Source organism: Eggerthella guodeyinii (assembly GCF_009834925.2).
Lineage (GTDB): Bacteria > Actinomycetota > Coriobacteriia > Coriobacteriales > Eggerthellaceae > Eggerthella > Eggerthella guodeyinii.
In genome coordinates this window covers 2,960,418-2,973,941 of the sequence record NZ_CP063310.1, presented here as the reverse complement: position 1 = coordinate 2,973,941, position 13,524 = coordinate 2,960,418, and the positions used below count along the sequence as shown (strand labels likewise).

At 64.7% G+C, this 13,524-nt stretch carries 11 protein-coding genes; 3 read left to right on the top strand and 8 right to left on the bottom strand.

The window, feature by feature from the left end; genetic code table 11:
* Nucleotides 1–173 precede the first annotated feature (173 nt).
* On the bottom strand, nt 174–1,787 hold the full coding sequence (guaA, locus tag GS424_RS12615) for a glutamine-hydrolyzing GMP synthase (protein ID WP_160942708.1): 1,614 nt from the start codon (nt 1,785–1,787) through the stop codon (nt 174–176).
* 306 nt (nt 1,788–2,093) lie between these two features.
* Between guaA and GS424_RS18065 the strand changes: the two genes are divergently transcribed.
* Genes GS424_RS18065 through GS424_RS12600 form a run of 3 tightly spaced genes read left to right on the top strand, consistent with a single transcriptional unit; the run spans nt 2,094 to nt 5,759 of the window.
* A complete protein-coding gene (locus tag GS424_RS18065; protein WP_160942709.1) occupies nt 2,094–2,807 on the top strand; it encodes a LuxR C-terminal-related transcriptional regulator in 714 nt (237 codons plus the stop codon).
* An 8-nt stretch (nt 2,808–2,815) separates the two neighbouring features.
* A complete protein-coding gene (locus GS424_RS12605; RefSeq protein WP_160942710.1) occupies nt 2,816–4,852 on the top strand; it encodes a sensor histidine kinase in 2,037 nt (678 codons plus the stop codon).
* Nucleotides 4,845–5,759, top strand: coding sequence for a response regulator (locus GS424_RS12600; RefSeq protein ID WP_160942711.1), 915 nt, complete (start codon nt 4,845–4,847; stop codon nt 5,757–5,759). Before GS424_RS12605 ends, GS424_RS12600 begins: the two co-directional genes overlap by 8 nt.
* Here the strand turns inward: GS424_RS12600 and GS424_RS12595 are convergent.
* From GS424_RS12595 to GS424_RS12565, 7 genes are all read right to left on the bottom strand, one after another.
* Nucleotides 5,756–6,373, bottom strand: coding sequence for a DUF4125 family protein (locus tag GS424_RS12595; RefSeq protein ID WP_160942712.1), 618 nt, complete (start codon nt 6,371–6,373; stop codon nt 5,756–5,758). The genes GS424_RS12600 and GS424_RS12595 overlap by 4 nt on opposite strands.
* Before the next feature lie 28 nt (nt 6,374–6,401).
* On the bottom strand, nt 6,402–7,349 hold the full coding sequence (locus tag GS424_RS12590) for a DUF4037 domain-containing protein (RefSeq protein ID WP_160942713.1): 948 nt from the start codon (nt 7,347–7,349) through the stop codon (nt 6,402–6,404).
* Nucleotides 7,346–8,029, bottom strand: a complete 684-nt coding sequence (locus tag GS424_RS12585) for a tetratricopeptide repeat protein (protein ID WP_160942714.1) — start codon at nt 8,027–8,029, stop codon at nt 7,346–7,348. Before GS424_RS12585 ends, GS424_RS12590 begins: the two co-directional genes overlap by 4 nt.
* Nucleotides 8,029–8,976, bottom strand: coding sequence for a 4-hydroxyphenylacetate decarboxylase activase (gene hpdA / locus GS424_RS12580; protein ID WP_160942715.1), 948 nt, complete (start codon nt 8,974–8,976; stop codon nt 8,029–8,031). Before hpdA ends, GS424_RS12585 begins: the two co-directional genes overlap by 1 nt.
* Before the next feature lie 65 nt (nt 8,977–9,041).
* Entirely contained in the window at nt 9,042–9,296 is a 255-nt protein-coding gene (hpdC, locus tag GS424_RS12575) for a 4-hydroxyphenylacetate decarboxylase small subunit (RefSeq protein WP_154333760.1), read from the bottom strand.
* A gap of 6 nt (nt 9,297–9,302) precedes the next feature.
* Entirely contained in the window at nt 9,303–12,047 is a 2,745-nt protein-coding gene (gene hpdB / locus GS424_RS12570) for a 4-hydroxyphenylacetate decarboxylase large subunit (RefSeq protein ID WP_160942716.1), read from the bottom strand.
* A 63-nt stretch (nt 12,048–12,110) separates the two neighbouring features.
* Nucleotides 12,111–13,391, bottom strand: a complete 1,281-nt coding sequence (locus GS424_RS12565; protein WP_160942717.1) for an MFS transporter — start codon at nt 13,389–13,391, stop codon at nt 12,111–12,113.
* Nucleotides 13,392–13,524: the final 133 nt, after the last annotated feature.

The following is a 13,524-nucleotide window of genomic DNA, read 5'->3' as shown; positions in this document are numbered from 1 at the left end:
GTTATGTTGCATGGATGAGGCTGATGTCTTTTCGTTGACGGCGAAAACGGCCCAGGGACTTCTCCGAAAGAATACATTGGCGTTTTTTGCCTCTTTAAATGTGAAACTCATTGTAATGGGATTCAACTTATGGAGCTCTCTGAGAATACTCTTTTTCTAAGAGAAGAGTATTCTTATTCCCACTCGATCGTCGCGGGGGGCTTGCTGGTGATGTCGTATGCTACCCGGTTGACTCCTGGGACTTCGGCGACTATACGACCTGATACGCGCGCCAGCACGTCGTACGGCAGCTTGGCCCAGTCGGCCGTCATCGCGTCGGAGCTCTCGACGGCTCGCAGGATGATGGGGTAGGCGTACGTCCGCTCGTCGCCCATGACGCCGACGCTCTTGACGTCGGGCAGCACGGCGAAGTACTGCCACACGCTGCGCTCGTCGTTGCGGTCGCCGGTCTCCTCGAAGATGCGGGCGTTGTAGGCGTCCAGCTCCTCGCGGACGATGGCGTCGGCGTTCTTCAAAATCTCCAGCTTCTCGCGCGTCACCGTGCCGATGATGCGGATGGCCAGGCCCGGGCCGGGGAAGGGCTGGCGATGCACGATGTGGTCGGGCAGCCCGAGCGCCGTGCCCAGCGCGCGCACCTCGTCCTTGAAGAAGTGATCCAGGGGCTCGATCAGGTCGAACGACACGCCGTCGGGGAACGGGATCAGGTTGTGGTGGCTCTTGATCGTGGAGGCCTTGCCGCCGGTCTTGCGGGCGCCGCTCTCGATGATGTCGGGGTAGATGGTGCCCTGGGCCAGGTACTTCACCGGACGCCCGCCCTCGGCGAGGTCCTCCGCCACGGCGAAGAACTCCTTCCAGAACTGCGAGCCGATGATGCGGCGCTTCTGCTCGGGCTCGACGACGTCGGCCAGCAGCGCGGCGTAGCGGTCCTCGGCGTGCACGTGCACGAAGTCCACGTCGAACTGCTTCGTGAACACGTCCTCCACCTCTTCGGGCTCGTTCTTGCGCAGCAGGCCATGGTTGATGAACACGCAGGTCAGCTGCTTGCCGATGGCCTTCGCGCACAGCGCGGCCACCACGGAGGAGTCCACGCCGCCCGACAGGCCCAGGATCACGCGGTCGCTGCCCACCTGTTCGCGGATGGCTTCGACGGCGTCGTCGATGATGGAGTCCATCGTCCAGGAGGGCTCGAGGCCGCAGATGCCGAACAGGAAGTTCTTCAGCAGCTCGTCGCCGTGCGGCGTGTGACGCACCTCGGGGTGGAACTGCGTCGCGTACAAACGCCGCTCCGCGCACTCCATCGAGGCCACGGGGCACGTGTCGGTCGAGGCCGTCACCGCGAAGCCCGCGGGCGCCTCGGCCACGGCGTCGCGGTGGCTCATCCACACCGTCTGCTCGACAGGCGTCTCGCCGTACAGCAGGGACGCGCCCTCGTCGCAACGCGTCAAAGCGGCGGCCCCGTATTCCCCGGCGTCGGTGTGGCCCACAGTGCCGCCCAGCGTGACGGCCATGATCTGCTGTCCGTAGCAGAAGCCCAGCACGGGGATGCCCAGCTCGAAGACGCCCGGGTCGATGGACGGCGCGTCCTCGGCGTACACGCTGGCCGGCCCGCCCGACAGGATGATGGCCGCCGGCGCGAGGTCGCGCACTTCCTCGGCGGTGATGTCGCACGGGACGATCTCCGAGTACACGTGCTGATCGCGCACGCGGCGGGCGATCAGCTGCCCGTACTGGGCTCCGAAATCGACGACGATGACCAACTGGCTGGACGGGGTGGGTGCTTGCGTCACAGATGCTCCTTCGTACTGGCGTCATGCAGGGCGAAACGGCCCTTCTCTCGTATGCCGAACATCTTACACGAAAGCCCGTGGCGCGTGCAGTTTGCTCCCTGCAATGCACACGCTCTGCATCAGCGTACCATGCCGAATCCATGATGGTTCCAATCAGGAAAAAGCCTTGCGACGAGCACCTATGCATCGGCGAACAGGCGGGTGTAACCTCGGGGAAACACGGCTGCGCCACGCGTGCGTCCGTGCGGGGATGGTATACTATAGGTTACAGGGGAGGGCTTCGCGAAACCATTGAGGAGTGCGGATATGCCCGACAGCGATACGCTCGATACATGGTTGTCTTCGGTAGGCAAGGAATCGGTTCAAGCGTTCCAGGACGATTTCTCGGGCCTGACCGACGTAAGCCTGTGCCTGGTCTATCTCGATGGGACGCCCGCGCTCGTGGCGTCCAACCGCTCGCTGCTCTGCTTCCATATCGAAGACCGCAACCGCACGCGCTGCCACATGCAGCATCAGCAGATCCTCGAGCGCATGGCGCAGCGCGGGGTCGCCATCATCGATACCTGCTACGCAGGGCTTACCTGCTTCGCCTGCCCCGTCTTTCGCGACAAAGACGTGGTGGGCGCGTTTTTCGGCGGCATGGTCCTTGGCGACAACGTCGAAGCCGTCAGCGCGATCGATGCGGAGCGCTACGACGTGAGGGCGATGGGCCGGTTGGAGCTGGAGAAGGTGCTGCGCTTGCTGGGCTCGACGCTTTCCCTACTCAAAGGCGTTCGGCTTGCGAGCGGGGCGACCATCGACGAAACGGGCCACGAGCTGATGGAGGCGTTCGGGCTGACGAGCCGTGAGGTGATGGTGGCGGGCCAGATCATCCAGAACAAAAGCAACCGCGATATCGCCGACGCGCTGTTCATCAGCGAGAAAACGGTGAAGACCCATGTCACGAACATCCTGAAGAAGACGGGGGCTAAGAACCGCTACGACATGGCCCTGCTGTGCAAGAAGTACTTCAACGCCTAGGCCGCTCCATGAAGATCAACCGGCAATTCACCTTGGTTCTTCTCGGCAGCGTCCTGTTCTTCGCGCTCGTTTCCACCGGGGTGAGCTACCTCGTGCTCGGCAAGATGCAGGAGCAGGCGTCCTACAGCTTCCTCACCACGACGAGCGGATTCGCCGAATCCATGATGCAGGATCAGGTGCGCGTGTTCGAGGCTGCGGGCGTTGCCGCGGCGTCCAGCGCGCCGCGCGAAGGCGATGACGCGGCGCGTTGGGACGAGTACATGGCCTCGCTCGAGGAGGCGCTTCCGGATTTGGGATTCGCCCTCGTGGTCGGCGGAGGGGGAGAACTGCTGGCTTCCACCCCGTCGGTTCGCGCCGATGCCAGCGCGTCCTTCGGGCGCTATTTCGACGCGGTCGAGCAGGAGGGCGTCTCGTCGATCGGCTCGATGGACGTGGTCGACCTCGGGGCCGTGTTCGAGGAGGGCAGCCCGGAGTACGAACGCTATCTCGTGCGCACGGCCGACGGGTTGGTCACGCGCGCGCTCGTGAACCTCGCCGTCATCGCCCCATCCGGTAGTGACGCGCTGCTCGTCCTCGGGGAAGTGATCAACAACAACATGCGGTATCCGGAATACTATACCGAGCGCGTCGCCGACTCGTTCCTGTCGTTCGTCGTGGACGACGTGCGCGTGTCCACGAACCTTGCGCCGGGAAAGGACCTTTCGTCCCAGCTGGGCACGTCGGTGCTCGTCTCGCTCGCCGACGTGTCGGACGGAGGCTACTTCGGCAGCGAGCTCTCCTCGGCAGGATACCAGTACTACTACCTGTACACCGCGGCCGAGAACCACTGGGGCGAGCCCATCGCCAGCATGGGCGTGGGCATTCGCGAGGCCGTGTACTCGAACCTCATCCACAACAACGTGCGCGTGGTGTTCATCGTCGCCCTCGTGCTGTCGCCGTTGGTGATCGCCGTCAGCTGGCTGTTCAGCAACCGCATCACGCGGCCGCTCAAAACGGGCAAGCGGATGGCGGAGCGCATCATGCAGGGCGATTACGAGGCGGTGGCGCGCTATCCTGCGCCCGAGGACATCATCAACGAATCGGACCAGCTGGTGGCCAGCCTGCAAACGATGGCGGTGGGGCTCAACGAAAGCCAGCGGAAGATCAGGGAGACGGTACGCGATCTCAAGGCCAGCAAGGAGGCGGCGCAGGATCTCTCCGACCAGCTGCTGCGCGCGAACGACAACCTGGAGATCACCGTGCGCGCCCGCACTTTGGAGCTGCAGCAGCTTGCCGAGGGGCTCGCGGTGTCGAACTCCACGAAGACGCGCTTCATCGCCAACATCAGCCACGAGCTGAAGACGCCGCTCACCAGTTCCATCTCGGCCGCTGACCTGCTACTCTCGGAAATGTTCGGCACGCTGAACGGCAAGCAGCGCGACTACGTGGGGAACATCCATCGCAGCAGCTCCCACCTGCTCGAGCTCATCAACGACATCCTGGCAACGGCGAAGATCGACGAGGGAAGGTCGAACCTGTACTTCGAGGAGTTTTCGGTCGTCGACGCGCTCGACGAGGTGGTGAGGACGGTTTCCGGCTCGAGCCCTGCGAGGGCGGCCGACGTCCGCGTATCGTGCGAGCCTGCCGACCTCGCGCTCTCGGCCGACCGCGTGGTGCTCAAGCAGGTGCTGTACAACCTGCTGTCCAACGCCACGAAATTCTCGGAGGTGGGCAGCGAGATCCGCATCGACGTGCGTGAAATCGAGCGGGGAGGGCGCTGCGTCGTGGACTTCTCCATTGCCGACCGCGGCATCGGCATCGCGGCAAGCGATTTGGATCGCGTGTTCTACGAGTTCGAGCAGGTGGAGAACTCGTATTCGCGCACGTACGAGGGTACGGGCCTCGGCTTGCCGCTTGCGCGCCGTCAGGTGGAGCTGCACGGCGGGAAGCTATGGCTTGAAAGCGAGCTGGGGTACGGCACGACCGCGCGGTTCTACGTGCCGGCGCAGCAGGATGCCCCGCTCGACGCCGATGGATCGGAAACGCAAGGAGCGGCGTATGAATGAGAAGGTGCTCGTCGTCGACGACAACGACGCGAACCGGCAGATGATGGTGGACGTGCTGGTGCAGTGGGGCTATCGGGTCGAGGAGGCTCGAAACGGCAGGGTGGTGATGAAGCTGGTGGAGGAGTTCCATCCCGACCTCATCCTGCTCGACGTCATGCTTCCGGGGATGAACGGCTACGAGATATGCCACCGTCTGAAGCAAGATCCCCAAACCGACCACATCACCATCATCATGCTCACCGTGCTCAACGACAGCGAATCCCGCACGCGCGGCATCAGCGTGGGGGCCGACCTGTTCGTCAGCCGACCTCCCAACTATGTGGAAATGCACAAGAATATCGAGTCGTTGCTGACCAACAAGCGAAAGTATCGAAGGATGGAGAGTCTCGAAGCCCTCTGCGGCTTCCTCGAAGGGCTCGTGGAGCGGCTGTCGCCGAGCGAGTTCGCTCGGTACCAGAAGGTGTTCGGGTATGCGAAGCGCACGGCGAAGATCCTCGGCATCGACGACGACGCGCAGCGACGCATGATGATGGGTGCGCTGTGCTGCGCGCTCGAGCAGGCGCTCGCCGAGACGGGCGGCGCGTCGCCGGCCCTCGCGGACATCGTGGCGCCTTTGAACGCCGCGCCGTGGGTGGAGCGCTTCGCGGCCTACCAGCGCAATCCCAGCGCAGTCGAGGCCGAGGATGCGGTGGCGGCCGTGTACTACGTGTGCACGCACTACTGCGAGCGAAAGGAGCTGGGAGGCTCGGACGACGCCGTGCTCGGGGACGTGCGGAAGCATCTCGTGGGATACTCGGCGCGCACTTCCGTGTTCGAAGCGCTCAAGCAGGCTATCAGCGACGAAGCGTTCCTCAGGCACCTCACCGGCCAGGGCGAGGACGCGGCGGGGGAGCGGCTGATCGGCTAAGGGGCCATGCGCGCGTTGGCCTCGTCGAGCCCGTCGTAGCCGTACAGGCGCACGAGCTGCTCGTACACGAGCTCGCTGCCGTTCTTCCCGGCATCTGCCAGGCTGCGCAGGTGACGGGCGTACAGCCGCAGCGTTCGGAGCGAATACGTGGCCAGCTCGGCGCGCAGGTACGTCTCGAACGACGTTCCCTGCCGGCTCGCCTCGTCGCTCGACAGGTCCCGGCCGCGCTCGACGATGAACGGGTAGCGCTCGCGCACGGCTTCCTCCCACGCCATGATCCGCGTCGCCGTCTCGTTGACGAGCGCTTCCGCCTCCTCGTCGAGGGGCTCGAGCCAATCCTCGAGATCGGCGTAGGCATCGGGATCGGTGCGCTGCATCATGCGCGCGTATTTCTCGGTCATGAGGTTGCGCCCTTCCGCCTGCGCTGCCCGAACGTCGTCGCGATAGCTGCACAGCACGATGGCGGGCCAGGTGAGATATTGGCTGCGTCGTTGCAGGTCGAACGTCTCGGGCTGCTGCTGGCATGCGGCTTCGCCGCCGACGTTGCGCACGGTCGCGAACATCTCCCATTCCGTGGAGATGATCTCGTCGATGAGGGTGATGCGTTCGTCCATCAGGGTTCCTCCGGTTCGGTCGATTGTTTCAGCAAGGCGCTTCGAGCGGGATCGCGCGCAGCCAGTCGGTTTCGATGCCGCGGTGCAGCTCGACGGCGACGGCGTACAGGTCGTCGTCCGACGAGGCGGCCAGCCCGCAATCGCACAGGGCTTCGGCAAGCTGCCCGCACCAGCGATTGATCACCACGGCGCTGCGCGGCCATCGGGCGTCGTCGACGGAATCGGGGCCTGACAGCGCGTCGGCGTACTGGCACGACGCCTCCCCGAGCACGGGCAGGCCCACAGTTAGCGGGTGCAGCCACTTGTAGAACGGCGGGTACGCGTCGTTGAGGTAGTACGTCATGCGCAGCGCGGCGGTCATGAACGTCGTCAGCGCCAACAGCGCCGCGCTGCGGTAGCCGCGGCGCATCATGCGCGGGTAGTTGTACTGTCCCGCCTGCAGGGCCAGGTAGCAGCAGTACGCCAGCTTCTTCAGTTTGATATCGCGCGGATACCCGCCCGCAAGCGTCTCCCTCCAGGCGCTGAACCGCCCCAGGTTGTCGCAGAACACCGTGCCGTTCGTGACGGTGGCCAGGTTCGCGTCGGGGATGGCCCACCACTCCTGCAGCGTGCGGGGCGGGTGGTAGACGCCGGTGAAGCGCTGGAAGAAGCCCTCGATGGAGAACGCGCCCACCCGGCCGTCGTTCGAGCTCGCCAGATACGCGAACCGCGAGGGCACGCCGGGATCCGGCCTCAGGCCGCGCAGCGTGCGGGCGAGGGGAGCGGCGTGCTCGCGGTAGACGTCGGCGGGGAGCCAGATGCAGAAACCGGCTCCCCAGTCGTGGTCGCGCGACTGCGCGTCGTCCATGCCGAAGCACTCCGATCCTTCCCCGACGAGGCCTGCTGCCAGATAGGGCAGCACCTCCGGGTGGCAGGCCTCCAAGGCGGGCAGCCCCTTCGCGGCGAAGAAGGCTTCGCTCAGCTCGCGGCCGTTCATGGCCGTTCGGGCTCGCCTTGCGCCACGGCGGCCCGCGCGTGCTCGAGCAGCTCGTGGTCGTCGGGGAGGAGCAGTCGGTACGCTTCGATGGACTTGCGGATCAACTCGTCTCCCAACTCCTCCTCGCCGAGCTGTTTGAAGCAGAAACCCGTGTTGTACAGCGACGTGGCGTAGGCGACCGACGGCTCCTCCAGGCGTTCGAGGGCCATGCTCACCTGCAGGTGTCGGTCGATGGCCTGTTCGTAGTCGCCCGCGTCCTGGTGGCAGAGCGCCTCGTTGTTCACGGCGGTCAGGTACTCCATCGAGGTCTCGCCGAGCGTGCCGGCGAACACCTCCTCCGCGCGACCGAACAGCTCCAAGGCCTCGGCGAGCCTTCCCGTCACCCGCAAGGCGCCTGCGTAGTTCATCGTCGCCATGGCGCACTCGGGGCTCTCGGGACCCGCGGTCCGCTCGACCGCCTCGACCGCCTGGGCGAACCGCTCCGCCGCCTGCCCGTAATCGCCGGCGGCGCGCAGGCACGACCCCAGCTCGTTCAGCGCCGCGGCGTACTCCAGGCTATCCCGTCCGTGCTCGGCTTCGATCTTCTCGAGGGCCCGGCCCATGACCTCCGCCTTCCTCGAGCCGCTTCCCTCGCCCACGATGGCGTCCAGCTCGGCGAACAGATCCTTCATCGTGTCCATCAGTACAGCACCTCCTCGGCCACGTAGCAGGCGATGCCCCGGTCCAAGAACAGCTCCTGGATGTGCTCGAGTTTCGTTTCGGGCGTGGGCTTCTCCTCGGAGTACTCGTAGGTTTTCCCCAGCTGCGTGTACTTGGAATCCCCCAGCCGGTGGAACGGCAGGATGTTCGCCTCGAACAGCCCGAGGCCCTCCATGAACGCCGCCAACGCCAGGATGTTCTCGTCGGTGTCGTTGTATTCCCTGATCACCGGCATCCTGAGGATCAAGCGACCCTGCCAGTCGGACTGCGCGAGCGCGGCTATGTTGCCGAGGATCAGCTCGTTGCGCACGCCCGTCTTCTCGAGATGCCTCTCCGAATCCATGTGCTTGACGTCGATGAAGGCGAAGTCGATGTGCTGCATCGCGTCCAGGAACACCGAGCGCTCGGCGAAGGCCGTCGTCTCAATGGCGATGTGGATCTTCTGCTCCTTGCACCACCGCGCCAGCTCGCGAACGAACTCGTGCTGCATGAGCGCCTCCCCTCCGGAGAGCGTCACGCCCCCGCCGTCGGACCAGTATTTGCGGTCGCGCAGGATCACGTCCCTCACCTCGTCCTGCCCCATCCACGTGCCCGACAGCTTGACGGCCTCGGCGTAGCAGCTGGCCACGCATTCGAACGTGTCGCACGCGGCGCATGTGTCGTGGTCGAACGCGACCGGCGCCCCCTCCCCGGCGCCGGTCGGTTTCACGGCCCCGCGGGGACAGGCGTCGATGCAGCGCGTGCAAGCGTACTTCGAGCGCTTGCACCGCTTGGATACGAACATCACCTTCTGCTTGAGCTCGAGCCCTTCGGGGTTGGAGCACCATGCGCAGCGCAGGGGGCATCCTGCGAAAAAGATAAGCGTCCTCGCGCCCGGCCCGTCGTGCACCGAGAACCCCTGGATGTCGAAGATGAGCGCCTTGTCCATGCCTGCCTCCTTGGGAACCGCCCGGGCGGACGACGCGCCGCCACCCGCCCGGGCTCGATGGATGCCTACTCTTGGTAGCTCTCGCACGTGGTCGCCGACCTGCTGCCCAGCGTCCAGTGGGACTCGTCGGACAGGCCGGTGCATGTGCCGATGTTGTCCTCATCCGGCGCGTTGAAGTTCTTGCACGTCTCGCACTTCGGCTTGCGCACGTAGGCCGGGCACGTCTCGCCGGCCCACTCCACCATGCCGCCGTGCTTGAGGCAGACGCCCTTCACGACGTCGATCGCCTGGTAGTTCCAACAATCGATATGCTGTGTCATGGTTATCTACACTCCTTCGTACTCGGTGCGGGCGATGATCTCGTCCTGGATGGGCTTGCTGATCTCGACCCAGTACTGGGTGAACCCGGCCACGCGAACCATGAGGTCGCGGTAGTTCTCGGGTTCCTTCTTGGCCTTCTGGAGCATCTTGCTGTCCACGACGTTGAACTGGATGTGGAATCCGCCGCTCACCATGTAGGCGCGCACGAGATCGGCGAGGTGCTTCGTGCCGACGTCGCTCTTGATGGCCGTCGGGTGGATCTTCATGTTCATCTGCGAGTTCTGCGACTGGCTCTGGTCCCAGCAGCATGCCGACTCGAACAGGGCGTACGGGCCCTTGCGGTCGGTGCCGGGCGCCGCCGACATCGAGGCGTCGGCGAACGTCACGCCGGCGAGGCGCCCGTCGGGCGTGGCCACCTCGTTGTTGCCGAACACGCCGTGGGTGGAAACCGAGATCTGGCAGGGGTAGAGCGGCTCGTCCATGAAGGAGCGCAGCGCGCGCGGGAACTTGCAGAACCACTTCTCGTACTCCTGCAGGATGCCGTCGGCGTACGGGTCGCCCACGCCGAACTTGGGCGCGGCCAGGCAATCGCTCAGGATCTGGTCGTACTCGCCGCCTTCGGGCTTCTGCACCTGCTCGGACATCGAGTAGCTGCCGATCTCGGAGGCCGTGTAGAAGCCGAAGTTGTTCTCGATGGCGTCGCGCATCTCGTCGAGGGAGTAGGTTCCCTCCTCGTAGACGAGCTTCTTGAGCGCGGCGAGCGAGTTCACCATGTTCACCGTGCCGGTGGATTCCACGCCGAAGAACGTGGAGTTGTACAGGGCGCCCCGGTGCTCGATGTCGTGGCCCTTGTCCAGGCATCCGGGCGTCGTAGCCGAGCCGAACAGGGTGGGCAGGTACTTGCGATGCAGGTCATGTTGGATGTTGCCGAACTTCAGCTGGATGCCCACGATGAACTCGTAGTAGGCCTGGTACTGCTCCCAGAACTCCTCGTAGGTCTCGAGGGCGCGGTTGTGCGGGGGCAGCAGCTGGATGCCGGTGCGCTTGTCCATGCCGTTGAACAGCACGAGGTTCACGACCGACGGGTTGGAGATGAAGTGCACGCCGTTGACGGTGGCGCCGCTCGCGCCGCTGGGGATCTCGTACTCCTCGCCTCCCACGTGCACGGTCTTCCACGTGCCGGCGTTGGTCTCCAGGCAGCCGCCGATGGCGAAGGCGCGCGCCTGGTCGACGGTCATGCCCTCGTGGGCGCACTGGTCGAGCACGAACTCCTGCGCCACGCGGCAGTTCATGTAGGCGGGGAAGCCGTTGCCCAGCTTCACGACCTCGGCGGCCTTGAGCAGGAAGTCCTCGGGGAGCTTCTCGTCCCACAGCACGCTCAGCGTGGGCTGGGTGGTGGGGACGCGCTCGGCGGCCTCGAGGAACATCCAGTCCAGCTTGTTGTTGGCCGGGCGTCCGTCGCGGGTGAGGCCGCCCAGGGCCACGTTGCTGAACGTGTTGCCCATGAGGACGCTCGACGACGCGGTGGACACGAACAGGTCGATGGCCGTGAATTTCACGCGCATGAGCTCGAGGATCTCCATGACCTCCTCGTCGGTGGTGCGCCCGTTCTTGATGTCCTGGTCGTACCACGGGTAGAGCACCTGGCCGAGGCGCCCGGGCGACATGCCGGAGGCCACTTCCTCGTTCACGAGCGCGAGCTGCGTGAACCAGCAGATCTGCACGGCTTCGCGGAACGTGCGCGGCGGCTCGTGCTGGATCCAGGCGAGGACCTCGCGCGTGCCCTCGTACTCGGCCTGCTGCTTCGGATCGTCGGTGAGGGGGATGCGCCGGTCGAGCTCCTTGATGTAGTTGCCGATCCAGGCCTGGATGCCCTTGATGACGATGCTGACGGCCTGGTAGAAGTACATGCGGTCGATGCCGCCGTAGCCGTCGCCGTCGGCCTGGCCGGCCACCTCGAGGTACTTCTGGTCGCAGATGTCGATCATGCCGTCGAAGCCGTACTCGAGCGGGTAGTAGTAGGACACCACCGTGCGGCCGACGGGAATGGTGTAGGCGGAATCGGCGCGCGACGTGGCCGTGCGCAGCAGGTTGTTCTTCACGTCGAAGCCGGGCACGGTGGAGCTGATGCGCTCGCCGACCTCTTCGAGCGTCTTGCCGGCCCAGTAGTCGGTGATCTTGTTGAGGGCGGGCACTTCCTCGGCGCGCAGGCCGAACTTGCCGGCCAGCGAGATGGCGCCGGGCAGGTCCTTCGTCACGTTGCCGCCGCCGGCGCCGATCTGGGCCAGCTTGTCGATGTCGTTGCGGGCGTTGCTGTCGGATTTGTACTTCTCGTAGAGCTCCGAGCTCTTCGCCACGAAGAACGACTGGATGAGCCAGGGATTGCCGAACGAGCCGCGCAGGTAGTTGGTCTTGGCGCCCACGATGAGCTCGCCGGGGTAGATGGCGGGCTCGAGGTGCGCGAACGCGTAGGCCTGGGCCTTGGCGCGGCGCAGAACGGTCAGGTCGCCTTCGAGCTCCTCCCACTTGCGGGTGAAGTTGTACTGCCACTCGGTGGTGGTGGAGGCCAGCGCCTGGTAGTAGTCGTCCAAGAGGGCCTTGGCGCGGTCGGACGCGCTGTAGCCCAGGTCCTCGCGCTCGACGATCTCGTCGCGGTTGATCGAACCGTCGCCGCCGTAGCGGAAGTTGAGGCCCTGGCCTTTCTCCTCCAATATCTCGGTGAGCTTTCGGGTTTTCTCTGCGGTGGTCATATTCCTTCCTTTCTGCTTGCCTTGCCGTGCACGGTCAGGGGCTCGCGGCCCCGCTTGCCTCGGTTACGCAGCCGCCTTCTTGCCCTTGCCCCGCAGCAGCACCAAGCCGATGAGCAGGCAGATGAAGATGCAGACGGCGTAGATGATGAACGCCATCGTGTACGCGCCCGTCATGTCGAAGATCGCGCCGGTGAGCGGGTTGCAGATGATGGGGCCGAAGTAGAAGAAGAACTGCATGGTGCTGTAGATGCGCGTGTATTCCTTCTCGCCGAACGCCGCGTTCACCAGCAGGGCGGCGAACATGGTGGGCGTGGCGAACGACAGGCCGAACAGCACCGCGTGCACGTAGCACAGCGCCGGGTTGGTTCCCACGAACAAAAGCAGGATGTACTGGACGACGAAGATGCTGAGCGCGATGACGAACGTCGCCTTCATGCCGATGCGGTCGCGCAAAAATCCCCAGATGAACTTACCGAACATGAGGAACAGGCTGACGGCGGACACCACGGAGGCGGCGAACACCTTCTCGTAGCCCGTGCCCACGAGATAGGCCGAGAGCTGCTGGAACGTGCCCATGGACATGCCGGAGAGGCAGATGATGACGAAGGCGAGGATGTAGAACTTGGGCGAGCGGATGGCCTCCTTGTAGGTGTAGCCCTCGCGCACGACCTCCTTTTTCTCACCAGAGCCGCCGTCGGCTGCGGCCTGAGCGGCCTGCTCGGCCTGCTTCTCCTCGTAGCCGAGGGGCACGAGGCCCTTGTCCTCGGGCTTGAAGACGTAGAGGGCGAGCGCCGGGATGAAGCATACGAACATGATGGCGCCGAGGCACAGGTAGGCGGTCTGGTAGCCCATGTTGCCGATGAGCTGCTGCGCCACGGGGTTGAATATCATGCTGCCGAAGCCCGAGCCGGCCATCGCGATGCCCATGACGGTGCCCTTGTTCTTGATGAACCAGTTGTTGATGAGGACGCCGACCGTCGTGGTCGACACGAACGCCAAGCCGAAGCCGATGAACACGCCGCATACGTAGAACTGCCAGGCTTGGGTGCACTGGGACAGCAGACAGTACGCCGCGCACATGATCAGGAAGCCGATGATGGTCATGGTCTTCGGCTTGATCTTCGCGTAGATCTTGCTCAAGAACGGCACGGTGAGCATGAGGGCGATGTTCTGGAACGACGTGTACAGCGTGAACGCCGCGCGAGACATGCCCGTCTGCTCGGTGATGGGCAGCACGAACTGGTTCACCGTGTTGACGATGATGCCCGTGCCCACGATGAGCATGATGATGCACGAAACCATGATCGCATAGCCGTAGAACAGCTTCCCTTTCTGTTGCGTCATGATCCCTCCTTTGGTCGATGGTGGTGGTCCCGCCGCCTCGGGGCGGGGTCGATGATGAGCGAGCTGATCTCGGGCTTACGGCCCCTTCCGGTGCTTCACGAGCGCCTCACCTCCTTGAGCGCACGCGGCCTTG